A 15,011-nucleotide genomic window follows, 5' to 3' on the forward strand; every position below is an offset into this window, starting at 1 on the left:
GCGCCGCTCTCCCAAGGGCGGCGCGCCGCCGACGAGCGGTCGCCTGCCGTCCGCGGCCCGACCGGCCCCACGCTCGCGATCCTCGGCCTCCCCGCCCGCAGTGCCGTCGGCTGGGTTCCCGGCGGCCGGCGCGGGAGACGCCGGCGAGATCGGCGGGGTGCGGGGCCGGTTACATCGGTGGGGTCGGCGGGGTCGTGAGCAGGTCCGCGAGCACGGCGGCGAGGGCCGCGACACCGGCGAGGCAGTCGGACTCCTCCGCGTGCTCCCGCGGCGAGTGGGAGACCCCGGTGGGGTTGCGGACGAACAGCAGGGCGGTCGGGACCTCGGCCGAGAGGATGCCCGAGTCGTGTCCCGCGCCCGTGGGCAGCGTGGGCGCGCCGCCGAGAACGCGTACGGCACGCTCTCGCAACGGCACGTCGAACGTCAAGATCGGGGTGTAGGACTCCCGGGTCACCTCGGCTCCCGCCGCCGCCCGCGTCGTCTCCTCGACGAGTTCGTCCAGGACACCGGGGTCGGCCGCCCGGCCGTCGAGCCAGGCGGTCACCCGCGAGGGGATGGCGTTGGTTCCGTTGGGCTCCACCCGGACCCGGCCGAAGGTGGCCAGGGCTCCCAGACGCTCGGCCTCGGCGCGGGCCGCGAGCACGGCCGCCGCGTAGGACGGCATGGGATCACGCCGGTCCTCCATCCGGGTGGTCCCCGCGTGGTTGGCCTCGCCGCGGAAGTCGAAGCGCCAGCGGCCGTGCGGCCAGATGGCGGAGGCGACGCCCACCCGGTGCGGGGTGCCGGCGAGGTGACGGCCCTGCTCCACGTGCAGCTCCACGAACACGCCGACGCGGGCGAGGCGCTCCTCGTCACGCCCTGCGGCCTCCGGATCGCGCCCGGCCCGCTCCATGGCCGCCGCGAGACAGACGCCGTCCGCGTCGCGCAACGCCAGGGCCGCCTCCGGCGCGACGGCCCCGGTCATCAGCCGCGATCCCAGGCAGGCCAGGCCGAACCGGGCGCCCTCCTCCTCGGTGAAGTTCACCAGGGCCAGCGGCCGCCGCGGACGAAGACCACGGGCCCGCAGGGCGTCGAGCGCCGCGAAGGCCCCGACCACCCCGAGCGGGCCGTCGTACGCTCCGCCGTCGGGCACCGAGTCGAGGTGCGACCCCGTGACCACGGCGTCTCCCGCCGCCGGGTCGCCCAGCCAGGCCCACTGGTTGCCGTTGCGGTCGGTCTCGTACGTCAGCCCACGTGCCCGGGCCTGCCCGGCGAACCAGGCGCGGCAGTCGGCGTCGGCCGCCGTCCATCCGTGCCTGCGGTAGCCGCCGGTCGCGGCGTCCAACCCGATGGGCAGCAGGTCACGCCACATCGCGCGGAATCCGTCCTCGGCCTCCTCCGCGACCTCGGCCCGCCAGCCGAGATCACCGGCGCCGGGCGGGTCAGGCGCGGGCATCGGGGTGCTCCGTCCCGGCCATCGGGACCCGCACGCCGCGCTCATGCGCGACCTCGGCGGCCCGGTCGTATCCGGCGTCCACGTGCCGGATCACCCCCATGCCGGGGTCGTTGGTCAGCACCCGGCGGATCTTCTCCCCGGCCAGCGGTGTGCCGTCGGCGACGGTCACCTGTCCGGCGTGGATGGAACGGCCGATGCCGACCCCGCCGCCGTGGTGGATCGACACCCAGGACGCGCCCGAGGCCACGTTGACCATGGCGTTCAGCAACGGCCAGTCGGCGATCGCGTCGGAGCCGTCCAGCATCCCCTCCGTCTCGCGGTACGGCGAGGCGACCGACCCGCAGTCGAGGTGGTCACGGCCGATGACGAGGGGAGCCGAGACCTCCCCCGAGGCGACGAGGTCGTTGAACCGCTCCCCCGCGCGGTCGCGCTCGCCGTACCCCAGCCAGCAGATGCGCGCGGGCAGGCCCTGGAAACGCACCCGCTCCCCCGCCATCCTGATCCACCGGGCCAGTGGTTCGTTGTCGGGGAACAGATCGAGCACGGCGCGGTCGGTCGCCGCGATGTCGGCCGGGTCGCCGGACAGCGCCGCCCACCGGAACGGGCCCTTGCCCTCGCAGAACAACGGCCGGATGTAGGCGGGCACGAACCCGGGGAAGTCGAACGCCCGCGCGTACCCGGCGAGGCTCGCCTCTCCCCTGATCGAGTTGCCGTAGTCGAACACCTCCGCGCCGGCGTCCCGGAAGCCGACCATCGCCTCGACGTGCCGAGCCATCGACTCCCGCGCCCGCCGGGTGAAGCCCTCGGGGTCCTTGCGCGCGAGCGCGGCCATGTCCTCGAACGCGACGCCCAGCGGCAGGTACGCCAGGGGGTCGTGGGCGCTGGTCTGGTCGGTGACGACGTCGATCTCCGCGCCACGCGCCAGCAGGGCGGGCACGGCCTCGGCCGCGTTGGCCACCACGCCGATCGACAGCGGCCGCCGCGCGTCCCTGGCCTCGTACGCCAGGCGCAGCGCCTCGTCCAGGTCGTCGGCACGCACGTCCAGGTAGCCGTGGGCGATCCGGCGCTCGACGCCGCGCGGGTCGCAGTCAACGCAGACGGCCACTCCGCCGTTCATGGTCACGGCCAGCGGCTGCGCGCCGCCCATGCCGCCGAGCCCGGCGGTCAGGGTGATCGTCCCCGCGAGGCTGCCGCCGAACCTCTTGGCCGCGACCGCGGCGAAGGTCTCGTACGTGCCCTGCAGGATCCCCTGGGTGCCGATGTAGATCCACGAACCGGCGGTCATCTGGCCGTACATCGTGAGCCCGAGCTGTTCCAGCCGCCGGAACTCGGGCCACGTCGCCCAGTCGCCGACCAGGTTGGAGTTGGCGATGAGCACCCGGGGAGCCCACTCGTGGGTGGTCATCACCCCGACGGGCCGGCCCGACTGCACGAGCAGCGTCTCGTCGGCGCGCAGGGTGGTGAGTTCCCGCACGATCGCGTCGAAGGAGGGCCAGTCACGGGCGGCTTTGCCGCTGCCGCCGTAGACGACCAGCCGCTCGGGATGCTCGGCGACCTCGGGGTCGAGGTTGTTCATCAGCATGCGCAGAGCCGCCTCCTGCGGCCAGCCGCGCGTGTTCAGCGTGGCGCCGCGCGGAGCCCGTACGGGGCCACGGCCCGCGCCGGGAACGGCGCCGGAACCGTCACCATGGGCGGAAGCCGGCTCCGGGGCCGGTGCGGAGGCCCGGCCGGAGATCCCGCCCGACGCCTCGTCGGATGTCCGAGCGGGTCCGTGAGCGGACCTCGGGGTGGAGGTGCTGTCGTCGTCGGCCACGAGTGCTCCTTCCGCCTGCGCGCCGGACGCTCCTGTCTTATCCGGTGTGTCCGGTCCTGCGCTCTCGGTCCTACCCTGCCCCCTTCCCCTGGTCGCGCGGTGAGCGGGGCGGGGCGAAACCCGACCGGGAGGCGCGGTGCGCGCGCGGGCGCCGCCATTGCCTAGTCTGATCGGCAGAACCCAGCAAGGAGATTGCCGTTGAAGACCGGTGGACAGAAGAACGGTGCGTGGGGCCGTCGTGTGGGCCTGCTCGCGGGAGCGGCGGCCCTGGCGGCCGTCGGATGGACGTTGCGGGAGGTTCCCGCCGCACTGGGGGCGCGGCCGTCGGGCGAGCGGGCGAATCGGGTGCGCCGCTCCAAGCAGTTCCGCGACGGCGCGTTCCGCAACACGGCGCCCTCGTCGATCCTCCCGCCCGGGACGTCCCGGCGGGTCGTCCGTGAGCTGCTGTTCGGCAAGGCCCCACGCAAGCCACGGCTGCCGGTGCCGCTGATGACTCCGGGCGCGTCCGCCGGAGGCGACCTCGACGCGATCTGGTACGGCCACTCATCGGCCCTGATCGAGATCGAGGGCCGGCGGGTGCTGCTCGACCCGGTGTGGAGCGAGCGCTGCTCGCCGGCGTCGTTCACCGGGCCCCGCCGGCTGCATCCCCCGCCGGTGCCGGTGTACGAACTGCCCGAGCTCGACGCGATCGTCATCTCGCACGACCACTACGACCATCTCGACATGGCCACGGTTCGTCTGCTGACCCGGACGCAGACCGCGCCGTTCCTCGTGCCGCTGGGGGTGGGCGCCCACCTGGAGCGGTGGAAGGTGCCGGCGTCGCGGATCGTGGAGCTGGACTGGGACGAGGAGACCACTGTCTCCGGCATCCGGTTCGTCGCGACCGCCGGACGCCATTTCTCGGGCCGCGCATTCCGCCGCGACCAGACGCTCTGGGCGTCGTGGGTCATCGCGGGCGAGCGCAGGAAGGTCTTCTACACCGGCGACTCCGGCTACTTCGACGGGTACGCCGCGATCGGCGCGGCGCACGGGCCCTTCGACCTCTCAGTGGTCCAAATCGGCGCCTACAGCAGGGGCTGGCCGGACATCCACATGACGCCCGAGGAGGCGATCCTCACCCACCTGGACGTGCGCGCCGGGGTGCTGCTGCCGGTGCACTGGGGCACCTTCTCCCTCGCCCCGCACGCGTGGAGCGAACCGATCGACCAGTTGTGGCGTGAGGCGAAGGAGCGCGACGTACGACTGGTGGTCCCGCGGCCGGGCGAGCGGGTCGCCGTCGACGACCCGCCGACGGTCGACGGGTGGTGGCAGACGATCGTGTGAGCGCCGCGCCCCACAGCCGACGGTCCGCCCGCCGTCCGCTCCTGCCCGGAGGCTCAGCCCGCCGGGCGCGGGGCGGGCGGTGTGAAGGCGCCGGTCAGTGGAGGGGGGCGGCGTGGCGCCTGATGTCCAGGGGGTGGTGCAGGGCGTCGGCGAGGGTCGGATAAGTGGTGAACCGCTCGGTGAGGCCGAGCATGCCGAAGAGGTGCCGCATGTGCCCGCTGAGACCGCACACGGCGCCGTCGCCGCCCTCCGGAGGCGTCCGCACGCAGGCGTCGATGAGCACCCGAATGCCCGCGCTGTCGATGAAGCGCAGCCTGGCGAGGTCGAACAGGATGCGCGTGCCGGGCCGGGCCAGCAGAGGAGCCACCTGCTCCCGCAGCCTCGACACGGTGAGCACGTCAAGCTCACCGCTGAGCGTGACCACCGTGAACGGCGGCGACTGGGTCACCAAAACCTGGAAATCGTGCAAGGGTCCCACCTCCGTTGGAGTGACGACCCTCAGGAAGACCTTCGGGACTCGCTCATATTACGTTTTGTAGGCGATAAATCCCATATGACCGTTCCAATCGCGGCCTTCGTTTCACACCTGTCCCCAGGGTAGTCCCCATCCATGGCTGTGCGAGCAATGGTGGTCGTCTGCCTCGCCCTGATCGCTGCGGGCTGCGCGTCCGCCGAGAAGGACCCGGTCGTCTCGACGGCCGAGCGGTTCCTGTCCGCGGCCGGCCAGGGCCAGGGAGGACCGGCGTGCCGGCTCCTGTCGCCGAAGGCCGCGCGGTCCCTGGACGACTGCGAGAAGCAGATTGTGTCCGTCGGCCTGCGGCCCGCCGCCGTACGCGGGGTCGACGTCTGGGGTGACGAGGCACGGGTGCGGCTGGACGGCGACACCCTCTTCCTGCACCGGTTCTCCGAAGGCTGGCGGATCCGGGCCGCGGGCTGCGCCCCCCGGCCGGGCGAGCCGTACGAATGCGAGGTGGAGGCGTGAACGGCACCCGCACGTTCTATTGGGCGCTTCTGGCGATGATCACGCTTGGGCTCGGATACGTGATCTTCATCGGACTGGCGGGGAGGTAGCGGGGTGAGGCGCCTGATCCGCGACAACGCTCTCGCGTCGTGCTTCCTGCTGCTGTTCCTGCTCAGCCTGGCCGGCCAGTCGGTCGCGGGCACGGCGGCCTACAACGAGGACCAGGTGGCGGAGGGCGGGGCTCCCGTCACGTGGCTCCAGTACGTCACCTCCTCGACCTTCGCCGTGGACGTGGCCGAGAACTGGCAGTCGGAGTATCTGCAGTTCTTCCTCTACATCATCATCACGGTGTGGCTGATCCAGCGCGGCTCGCCGGAGTCGAAGGAGGGGGGCGAGGAGGGCCTGGAGTCCGACGCCGAGCAGAAGGTCGGCCCCTTCGCCGGCGCCCGGTCCCCCGCCTGGGCGGCGGCAGCCGGTTGGCGCCGGACGCTCTTCAGTCACTCCCTCGGCATCGCGATGGGCCTGATCTTCCTGCTGTCCTGGCTGGCCCAGTCGGTCGCCGGGCTCGCCGCGTACGACGAGGAGCGACTGGCCCGGCTGGAGGACCCGGTGGGCTGGGTCGGGTACGTCACGTCGGCCGAGTTCTGGAACCGCACCCTGCAGAACTGGCAGTCGGAGTTCCTGGCCGTCGCCTCGATGGTCCTGCTGGCGATCTTCCTGCGGGAGCGCGGCTCCCCGCAGTCGAAGAAGGTCGGCGACCCGCACTCCGCGACGGCGTCCTCCGGCTGATCCCCGCACGCCACCGGATGCCAATCTCGGTCAAAAGCTCCAAATAGCGACGTTTGTCGCATTCCATGGCCTGGGTACGCCCAGCGCGAATCGTGGGGAGGAGCACCGAGATGACGTTCAATCCACTGCGTGAGCGCGGAATCCCGCTGGACCGGCAGGTGCGGAACTGGCGTGAGCTGGACGTCACGCCGATCGACCCCGACCACGCCGATCCCTACACGCGGTGCCGGATCATCACGATGAACGGCATCGAGATCGAAGCGATCATGTTCAGCCACCACTTCGCCCGCCGCTGCCCCGACCTCGGCGTCCGGCAGCGCCTGGCGGAGGTGCGCTACGTCGAGCAGCAGCAGCAGAAGGCGGTCAACTGGCTGCTGCCGGGGCTCGCCTCCGTGCTGGAGACGACGATCGCGTACGAGCAGGTGGCGGTGGACCTGACGGCGTGGGTGGCGCGGATGGAGCCCGACCCCTACCTCAGGAAGGCCTACGAGTTCGGCGTGCTGGAGGACTTCGACCACCTCTACCGGTACGCCAACCTGTACGAGATGATCGAGCATCGGAAGGCCGAGAAGATCGTCGACCAGCTGACCGAGGTCATGCCGGGCCGGCCGACGAAGATGCACCACCGCCACCCCGTCGACAACGTCCGGGAGCACTACGACCGGGAGAAGGCCAAGCCGGTCTCCAAGCTGCACGCGCTGACGATCATGTCGGCCGAGCAGCAGACGATGAACTTCTACATGAACGTGGGCCCGACCTACATGGAGCCGATCGCGCGGCAGCTCTACCAGGAGATCGGGCTCATCGAGGAGGAGCACGTCACCCACTACGAATCGCTGCTCGACCCGCGGGAGACGTGGTGGGAGCAATGGCTCAACCACGAGTACAACGAGTGCTATCTCTACCACTCGTTCATGGAGACCGAGTCGGACCCGAAGGTGAAGGCGATCTGGGAGCTGCACCTGAACATGGAGCTGGAACACCTGCGGATCGCCGCGGACCTGTTCCGCGAGCACGACGGCCGGGACCCGGAGCAGGTGCTGGCCCCCACGCTGCCCACGCCGGTCACCTTCGAGCCGAACAAGGGTTACCTGCGCGAGCTCATCTCCACCCAGATCGACCACACCACGCTGGGCACCGGCTACGTCCAGGAGGCCCACGAACGGTTCCAGCGCTGGCAGGAGCAGATCCACGACGACGTCGAGCCGGCCAGCGAGCGCGTCATCGACGACAACCGCGCCAGGTCGGGCGAGGAGTACCGCCTGGAGATCGAGGGCGGCCACCCTCTCTACAGCCTGCGCTCCCACTGACCGGGCGCCCGGCCCGGGCCCGCACGGCGCCCGGGCCCGGGCCGGGCCGGGGTCAGCCCTTCCGGCCCAGCGCCTGGCGGATCAGGTCGCGGGCCCGGTCGACGATCGCCGTGGGCGGGCCGAACAGCAGGTTCCTCGTCATCGACTCCACCCCCGGGTGCGGTCGCGTGGGGGCCATCGCCAGCGCCGCCCGCACGCCCAGGGCCATCGCGCGCCGCTCGGCCGTCGTCGTCTCGGCGCGGAGCCGGGTGAACTCGTAACGTTCCTCCGCCCGCGCGTGCGCGAGCACGGCCGTACGCAGCCGGTTGAGGCCCGGCATGAACTCCGAGTGCTCCGGGCCGAGGTCGTCCAGCATGGCCAGCATGCGCTTGGCCTCGTGTTCCTCCTTGAGCCGGTCGGCGACGATCTCTCCTCCCCCGTCGACCCGCAGCCGGGTGTAGGGGTGGACGATCTCCTCCTCCGCCGTCTCGTGCACGGCCAGCATCCGCACCAGCCGCCGGAAGGGCTCGTGACGCTCGCCGGGCGCCGCCCGCTCCACCTCCTCGAACATGTCCCTGATCACGGCGTGCTGGTGGACGAGGAGGTCGACGACGTCGCCCTCCTTCATCAGTTCGGGCACCGGGTGCACGTCGGTCATGTGCCTCTCCCCTCGGATGCGGCGTCCGGCCTCCCGGAGGAGGCCGGACGCCGGGACGATCGGGACCGTCAGCCGTCCCGCACCACGGCGGGCACTCAGCTACTTACCCTTTTCGGTCACCGTCCGTCACCAAGGGAGCCACCGAGGGATGCGTTCAGCAGCCGACGGGGCTGGAGCCGAGGGCCACGTCGTCGTACCAGATCGTGTCCGAGTCACTGCCGTAGCTCTCCCAGCCGAGGCGCAGCGTCGTGGGCCGCGGCGCGGTGGTGCGCCGCAGCCACTGGGAGTCCACGTTCTGGGTGGGCGTGCCGTCCACCCGGAGGCCGGCGACCTCCTGGTCGTCCAGGTAGGTGCGCATCGCCTGCTGGGTGGTGTCGATCTGGAAGCGCAGGCAGACCCAGCGGTTGGTGGGCAGCGGGGTGCTCAGCGCGACGCCGGCCGGGCTCTGCTCGGGCAGCGTGGCGTCGTCGGACTCCCGGTTCCACTGGAGCGCGTTGTTCTGGCCGCCGATCCGCAGGTCCTTGCCACCGTCCCGGGAGTCCGCCATGGTGATCATGCTGACGTGGCCGGCCGGGAGCGCGGTCGTGTGCCGCACCCACATGCGGCCGTACACCACGGGCGCGATCGCCGAGACGTTCTTGGTGGTCCCGACGAAGATGTGGTTGCAGTAGTTGCCGCCGCCGTTGACCTTGAGCGACTTGCCACCGCTGTGCGTGGTGGAGGTGTCGATCGTGGCGGTGCCGCTGCCCGAGCAGTTCGGCGTGCTGACCTGCCACTCACCCGACGGCGTGCCCGACTGGTCCTCGAACCCCGAGCAGACCACCAGGCCGCTTCCCGAGCAGCCGGTCGACGGCGTCGACGAGGGCGACGCGGACGGAGACGCGGACGGAGACGCGGACGGAGACGGAGACGGGGATGGGGAGGCCGAAGGCGACGGAGACGGAGACGGTGAGGGCGACGCCGACGGAGATGGAGACGGGGACGGCGAGGGAGAGGGCGACGGCGAGGACGTGCCCCCGCACGGCACGCCGTTCAGCACGTAGTCGGACGGCGGCGTGAGGCTGCCCGACCAGGTGCCCTGGAAGCCGAAGTCGGCCGTGCCGCCCGTGGCCAGCGAGCCGTTGTAGGAGGCGTTGACGGCGGTCACCGTCGTGCCCGACTGGCTGACCTGGGCGTTCCAGCCGTTGGTGATCTGCTGGCTGGTGCCCGCCGTCCAGCGCAGCGTCCACGAGCTCACCGCGGAGCCGAGGTTGGTGAGCCGCACGGAGGCGGTGAAGCCGCCCTGCCACTGGTTGACCGTGTAGTCGACCGTGCAGACGGGGGCCGCGGAGGCGACGGTGGGCACCAGCACGACCACGAGCCCGGCCACCAGCGCGGCCAGGGCCGCGACCAGGCGCCCCGCCGGGGAGCCCGGCAGGCCGCGACCGGCGCGCGCACCCCTCCGGATACCCGCACGCCGGTCACCGGGTGCGGGACGGAACTGCTTCATGCGTACCTCGCTTCCTGCGCATCTGTCGTGTGGCGCTTCGCGCGGCCCGCGTCGGCCCGCCTCGCCCAGATCGGCGGGATCAGCCCGGTTCGGACCGGGCCGGCCGGAGGCGGCGGCAGGGCGGGCGCCGCCGCTCGGGCCGCGGTGGACGCCGCGCGTACGCGGGCGACGGGAGCGGCGCCGGCCGGCGTGGCCGGGCGCATGGGTCGCGACGCTGCGGCCCCGGACGCAGATGTTTTCTCCCGGTCGCACGGCAGGTCAACGGACGCCGCCGCGCCCCCGCCGCGGCGCCGCCGGGCCGCGCGTCCGGCGACGGCGTACGGCCCAGCTCACGGGCGCGGCGGCGGCCGGAGGCGGCCGGGCCGGGGAGGTGGCCGAACTGAATCTTTCACCATGCCGTGATGTGACGAAGGCCGCCGTACCCTGCGCCTGTGCGCCGTCCGGCCGGTCACGGCCGAGCGACTGCCCGCCGGGCGCCGGCTCTCGTAGTCTTCGCTCTGACACGCTCGAACAAAGGACATCCCCCAAATGGCAGATGCAGGGTCCTGGGTCGTCGTCGGGCTCGACAACGGCGGGACAAGCAACAACGCGACCGTCCTCGACGCCTCCGGCCGTTTCCTCGTGGACCGCATGGTCGAGACCCCGAGCCTCGTGCGGGAGGGCCCCGAGGTCGCGGTCGAGCAGCTCCTCCTCGCCCTCGGCAACGTGCTGGAGCTGACCGGGACGCCCCGGTCCACGGTGCGCGCGGTGGGCCTCGACACCCCCGGCCCGGCCAGCGCCCGCGGCGTGATCTCCTCCAAGGGCGCGACGAACTTCGTCGACCCCGGCTGGTTCGGGTTCGACTTCCGCGCCGCCCTGGAGGCCCGGCTGGGGCTGCCGGTCGTCTACAACAACGACGGCAACGCGGCGGCCCTCTACTCCCACCACGTACGCTTCGGCGCGGACGCCTGGCAGCACTCGTCGGTCTCCGCGATCGTCGGCACCGGTCTCGGCGGCGGCGTGATCCAGTCGGGGCACGTCGTGAAGGGCGCGGCCGGGATGGCCGGCGAGCTCGGGCACGTCCACATCCCCCTGCAGGGCCTCCTGGAGGAGGACCAGCCGCTGCCGGAGTGCAACTGCGGCTTCACCGGGGACGCCGAGAGCGTCGCCTCGCTGACCGGCATCGAGAAGAACCTGCTGCCCTACTGGCTGACCCGCTTCCCCGGCCACGAACTCGCCGGGATCGAGCCCGTCGCGAAGGCGGCCCGGCTGCTGCGCGGCTACGCCGAGAACGGCGACGCGCTCGCGCTCAAGGTCTTCGAACAGCAGGCGATGGCCATCGGCAGGCTGTTCACCGTCGCGGCCAACTTCACCGACCCCGACGCGTACTTCCTGGGCGGCGGGGTGGTCGAGGCGGCCCCGCACTTCCGGGAGTGGTTCCTGGAGAAGGTCCGCGAGCACACCCTGCTGCGGGAGGAGCAGCGGCAGGTGGCGACCGTCACGCTGGTGGAGGACCTCGACATGGCCGGAGCCCGGGGCGCCGCGCTGGCCGCGCTTACCGAGATCGTCGGCCGCTGACGCCGCCCGCTCCGTACGGAGGCGGCTCTCGGCGCGGATCGCGAAACCCCCGGCAAGAGTAGGCAAATTGTCGCTATCCACACCAGCAACCCCAGGAGGCTCGATAGAGGATAGAAAGGTCATTTTCGTAGTGACGTTCCCGCGGGGCGTCCGCGACGGGAGACATCTCGTCGCGGAGGATCGCCGGGACGGATCTATGGGGGAAGGATCACTGGGGAGGATCCATGACCACGACCGAGGCGACACCGGGCCCGACGGCCGGAGGCACGACGACCACCCGGGCCCGGACATCCCGTGCCCGCACGACGACGCCCACGCCGCCCGTACCCGCACCGCCCACGCCCGGCCCGTCCATGGGCCCGGGGACCAAGGAGGAGCACCGGCCGCGGCTGGACCTGGACCTGCCGTTCATGAGCCTCCAGCTTCGCGCGCCCGAGATGCACCTGCCGCACGTCGGCCTGCCGCACATCAGCGGGCGGGAGGTCGGGCACGCCATGGACGTCGCCCGGACCTTCCTGCCGCCGCCGGAGCGCATCATGTACTACGGCGGTCTCGGCGCGCTGGCGGTCCTCGGCATCCTGGAGTGGCCGGTGGCGGCGGCGATCGGCGCGGGAACCATGATCGCTCAGCGGGCCCGGTCACGCGAGCAGCGCTGGTCGCCGCTCGGCGGGCCGCAGCAGAAGGGCGCCCGGGGAGCGGCCGGGCCGGGGATGCCCACACCGGGAGCGACCACGCCGGGAATGCCCGGCACAGGGGCCGGCACGGGGGCCATGGAGACGGCCCCGGAAGCCGCCAGGCAGGCGGCCGGGAGGCGGACCGCGGCGAAGGGCGAGCCCAAGACGCCCACCACCGCCGCCACCCGGCGCGGCCGGGCCGCCGCCAAGTAAGCGCCGCCCCGGAGTCGCCACGGCGGCCCGGCGGCACGGCCGGCAGACGCCGCACGGGCACGGCCGACAGGCGCCCGTGCGGCTGCGGCCTGAGCCCGTGATCAGGGAAGTATCCGGAACGGTCACCCGCTGTTCACCGAACGGTAACCTTACCTACGCCTGTTTGGGAGGTTTATGCGTCAGTCTTCTATAGAAGCCGATTTGTCCTACTGAGGTGTGAAGTGACTGAGTTCCTCGCCGCCGTACTCTCCCGTGCGGCCCTCATGGTCCTGGAGGCGCTGCTCATGCGTCTCGTCCATGCCCTCGTGACGTCGTCCTTCCGCGTCACGATGCCACAGGCGGCCTGACCCGGCCCGACCGGCCCGCTCGCGCCGCCGGCGTTCCCGGGTTGAGCCCTCCACCCTCTCCGCCGCCGTCCGCTCCCGCGGCGACGACCGCCGCCGACCTTTGAGCGGCGGCTTCCCGGCCTCCCCACGGCCGAACTCACGCGGGGCGATCACCCGGGTTTCCCACGGGGATCGATTCAGGGGGCCTGAGGGGATGATTACAGGGGATGTCCCGCAGGGTCGTCACGGATGCCCGCAGCGAACCCCGCGCACGGGGGACGAGAGCGCCGGGGACTTCGTCCCGGCTCGGCAGTGCCTCTCGACGGCGTCTCCCGGAGGCGTCTCTCTCGTCCCCGCACCGGTGACGGTCGCGAGTCCCTCCTCCCGGAGGGCCCGGCGCCCCGTCACCTCACGCACGATCGCGCGGGTCAGTCCTTGAAGGCGTCCTTGACCTTGCCGGCGGCGTCCTTCACCTTCTCGCCCGCCTGCTTCATGTGGCTCTTCGACTGGTCGGCCTGGCCCTCGGCCTCGAGACGCTCGTCGTCGGTGACCTTGCCGAGCCCCTCCTTGGCCTTCCCCGCGAACTCCTCCGACTTGTTACGGAACTTGTCCTCCGTACCCATCTGGTTTCCCCTCTCGGTCGCAGAGCTGACGACCCTCCCTCTTTCCGCTGGTGGAGGGGCTAAACGCGGCCCGGCCGACACTCGGCCGCCCAATCGGGAAAAAGGGACGAAACGGGCGTACGCTAGAAATAAGGACTACAGCACACGCCTTTGAAGGGTGGTGTGAGGCATGACACACGGCGCCGACATCGGGACGCATCCCGACATCATGCAGATGCGTGCCCGTTATGAGGCCGCCGCGGCGAATCCCGCCGCACAGCTGGCCGATGGTCTGACGCTCCTGAGCGGGCTGTATCTGGCGCTGTCGCCCTGGATCATCGGATTCAGCGGCACGCGGACTCCGCTCGCGGTGAACAACCTGGTCACCGGTCTCGCCGTGGCGCTCCTGGCGATGGGATACAGCTCGGCGTTCGGGCGCACCTACGGAATCTCCTGGGTCGCCCCACTGCTCGGCATCTGGACCATCATCGCCCCCTGGGTCATCCGGGGAGGCATGGCGACCACCTCGACGATCATCAGCAACGTCGTCGTGGGCGCGCTCATCCTGCTGTTCGGCCTGGCCACGATGCGGTTCGGCATGATGGAGCGCGAGCGGCCCGGCGGCTTCCGCACACCGTCGCACTGAGCCGGCGAACCGGCACCGCAGGGCAGCAAGCCCAAGGCAGCGAGCCCGAGCAGGTGCTGGACGCGGTGCCGGGCTCGCACCGGGCCGGCCTCTCGCGCGGCGGGGAGAGGCGGGCTGCCGCGTGGTTGTCACAGGCGCCGGTTAGTCTCGTCCTGGGCTGAACGAGAGGACGATGCGCGCGTGACGACCACGGCTCCCGTCGCGAGTCCGGTGGACTTCGCGACCTACGGTGACTACACGCTGAAGGCGGCCACCCGGCCGGACGGGTCGTTCGCGCGGCCGCTGTACCGGTTCCGCGACCGCGTCACCGCCGACGGCGTCACGACCGACGGCGACGGCGGCTTTCCGGCCGAGCCCGGCCGCTACCACTTGTACGTCTCGCTGGCCTGCCCGTGGGCGCACCGCTCGGTGATCGTGCGTGCGCTCCTCGGACTGGAGGACGTCGTGACGATGTCCGTCGTCGATCCCGTGCGCGACGGGCGCGGCTGGGCGTTCCGCGAGGGCCCGGGGCACGGGCCCGACGAGGTCAACGGGTTCACCCTGCTCCGGGAGGCGTACGAGGCGACCGAGCCCGGCTACGACGGCCACGTGTCGGTCCCGGTGCTGTGGGACCGCCGCACCGGGCGGATCGTCAGCAACAACTTCCCCGACATCAGTCTCGACCTGGGGCAGGCGTTCGGCCGCTGGGCTCGGCCTGGTGTCGACCTCTACCCCGAGGACCTGCGGGCCGAGATCGACGCGCTCAACGAGCGCGTCTACGCCGACGTGAACAACGGCGTGTACAAGTGCGGCTTCGCCGAGAGCCAGGAGGCGTACGACGCGGCGGTCACGGCGCTCTTCGCGGCGCTCGGGGAACTCGACGAGCGCCTGGCCGGCCGCCGCTACCTGTTCGGCGACCGGATCACCGAGGCCGACGTGCGCCTCTGGGTAACGCTCGCCCGCTTCGACACGGTCTATGTGACCCACTTCAAGGCGAACATCCGCCGCCTGGCCGACCACCCCAACCTCTGGCGCTACGCCCGCGACCTCTACGCGAACCCCGCCTTCGGCGGCACGACGGACTTCGGCCACATCAAGCGCCACTACTACGGCACCCACCCCAAGATCAATCCGCTGCGCATCGTGCCCGCGGGACCGGTCGTCGACTGGTCCCTGTAGGCCGCCGCCACGGCGCCCGCGGCCCGATTCCGGGGCGCGCCCGGCGACCGCTTTGACGTACGGACCCGCTTTCCCGAA

At 71.9% G+C, this 15,011-nt stretch carries 15 protein-coding genes; 9 read left to right on the forward strand and 6 right to left on the reverse strand.

Annotated elements, in window-relative coordinates; genetic code table 11:
- Window positions 1–169: 169 nt before the first annotated feature.
- Window positions 170–1,351 (reverse strand): allantoate amidohydrolase, encoded by a 1,182-nt coding sequence (locus F5972_RS16025; RefSeq protein ID WP_150934530.1) that lies wholly within the window; start codon window positions 1,349–1,351, stop codon window positions 170–172.
- Window positions 1,352–1,421: 70 nt separating this feature from the next.
- Window positions 1,422–3,248, reverse strand: coding sequence for a urocanate hydratase (gene hutU / locus F5972_RS16030; RefSeq protein ID WP_225311531.1), 1,827 nt, complete (start codon window positions 3,246–3,248; stop codon window positions 1,422–1,424).
- 198 nt (window positions 3,249–3,446) lie between these two features.
- Between hutU and F5972_RS16035 the strand changes: the two genes are divergently transcribed.
- Window positions 3,447–4,571: an MBL fold metallo-hydrolase gene (locus F5972_RS16035; RefSeq protein ID WP_225311532.1), complete on the forward strand. Its 1,125-nt coding sequence runs from the start codon at window positions 3,447–3,449 to the stop codon at window positions 4,569–4,571.
- 94 nt (window positions 4,572–4,665) lie between these two features.
- On the opposite strand, the gene F5972_RS16040 is transcribed toward F5972_RS16035, so the two are convergent.
- Window positions 4,666–5,040, reverse strand: coding sequence for an STAS domain-containing protein (locus F5972_RS16040; RefSeq protein WP_191910149.1), 375 nt, complete (start codon window positions 5,038–5,040; stop codon window positions 4,666–4,668).
- A 141-nt stretch (window positions 5,041–5,181) separates the two neighbouring features.
- On the opposite strand from F5972_RS16040, the gene F5972_RS16045 reads away from it, so the two are divergent.
- From F5972_RS16045 to F5972_RS16055, 3 genes are all read left to right on the forward strand, one after another.
- The gene (locus tag F5972_RS16045; RefSeq protein WP_150934280.1) at window positions 5,182–5,553 is read left to right on the forward strand and encodes a hypothetical protein; all 372 of its coding nucleotides are present in this window, start codon (window positions 5,182–5,184) and stop codon (window positions 5,551–5,553) included.
- A 93-nt stretch (window positions 5,554–5,646) separates the two neighbouring features.
- Window positions 5,647–6,321, forward strand: a complete 675-nt coding sequence (locus tag F5972_RS16050) for a DUF6766 family protein (RefSeq protein WP_150934281.1) — start codon at window positions 5,647–5,649, stop codon at window positions 6,319–6,321.
- Between the two features lie 110 nt (window positions 6,322–6,431).
- Entirely contained in the window at window positions 6,432–7,631 is a 1,200-nt protein-coding gene (locus F5972_RS16055) for a hypothetical protein (protein ID WP_150934282.1), read from the forward strand.
- Window positions 7,632–7,683: 52 nt separating this feature from the next.
- Here F5972_RS16055 and F5972_RS16060 read toward each other — a convergent pair whose 3' ends face one another.
- Both F5972_RS16060 and F5972_RS39185 read right to left on the reverse strand, forming a co-directional pair.
- Window positions 7,684–8,268, reverse strand: coding sequence for a hemerythrin domain-containing protein (locus F5972_RS16060; protein WP_150934283.1), 585 nt, complete (start codon window positions 8,266–8,268; stop codon window positions 7,684–7,686).
- Between the two features lie 154 nt (window positions 8,269–8,422).
- On the reverse strand, window positions 8,423–9,757 hold the full coding sequence (locus tag F5972_RS39185; RefSeq protein ID WP_150934284.1) for a cellulose-binding domain-containing protein: 1,335 nt from the start codon (window positions 9,755–9,757) through the stop codon (window positions 8,423–8,425).
- Between the two features lie 528 nt (window positions 9,758–10,285).
- Here F5972_RS39185 and F5972_RS16070 point away from each other — a divergent pair.
- The 3 genes from F5972_RS16070 to F5972_RS38860 all read left to right on the forward strand — a co-directional run bounded on the left by F5972_RS16070 (window position 10,286) and on the right by F5972_RS38860 (window position 12,548).
- Window positions 10,286–11,314, forward strand: coding sequence for an ROK family protein (locus F5972_RS16070; protein WP_150934285.1), 1,029 nt, complete (start codon window positions 10,286–10,288; stop codon window positions 11,312–11,314).
- 224 nt (window positions 11,315–11,538) lie between these two features.
- Window positions 11,539–12,201, forward strand: a complete 663-nt coding sequence (locus tag F5972_RS16075) for a hypothetical protein (RefSeq protein ID WP_150934286.1) — start codon at window positions 11,539–11,541, stop codon at window positions 12,199–12,201.
- A gap of 221 nt (window positions 12,202–12,422) precedes the next feature.
- Window positions 12,423–12,548 (forward strand): hypothetical protein, encoded by a 126-nt coding sequence (locus F5972_RS38860; protein ID WP_263641835.1) that lies wholly within the window; start codon window positions 12,423–12,425, stop codon window positions 12,546–12,548.
- A gap of 407 nt (window positions 12,549–12,955) precedes the next feature.
- On the opposite strand, the gene F5972_RS16080 is transcribed toward F5972_RS38860, so the two are convergent.
- Entirely contained in the window at window positions 12,956–13,150 is a 195-nt protein-coding gene (locus tag F5972_RS16080; protein WP_150934287.1) for a CsbD family protein, read from the reverse strand.
- Window positions 13,151–13,319: 169 nt separating this feature from the next.
- On the opposite strand from F5972_RS16080, the gene F5972_RS16085 reads away from it, so the two are divergent.
- Both F5972_RS16085 and F5972_RS16090 read left to right on the forward strand, forming a co-directional pair.
- A complete protein-coding gene (locus tag F5972_RS16085) occupies window positions 13,320–13,775 on the forward strand; it encodes an SPW repeat protein (protein ID WP_150934288.1) in 456 nt (151 codons plus the stop codon).
- A 180-nt stretch (window positions 13,776–13,955) separates the two neighbouring features.
- Window positions 13,956–14,933, forward strand: a complete 978-nt coding sequence (locus tag F5972_RS16090) for a glutathione S-transferase family protein (RefSeq protein ID WP_150934289.1) — start codon at window positions 13,956–13,958, stop codon at window positions 14,931–14,933.
- The last annotated feature ends 78 nt before the right edge of the window (window positions 14,934–15,011 follow it).

Source organism: Microbispora cellulosiformans, from assembly GCF_008728085.1.
GTDB classification, from domain to species: Bacteria; Actinomycetota; Actinomycetes; order Streptosporangiales; family Streptosporangiaceae; genus Microbispora; species Microbispora amethystogenes.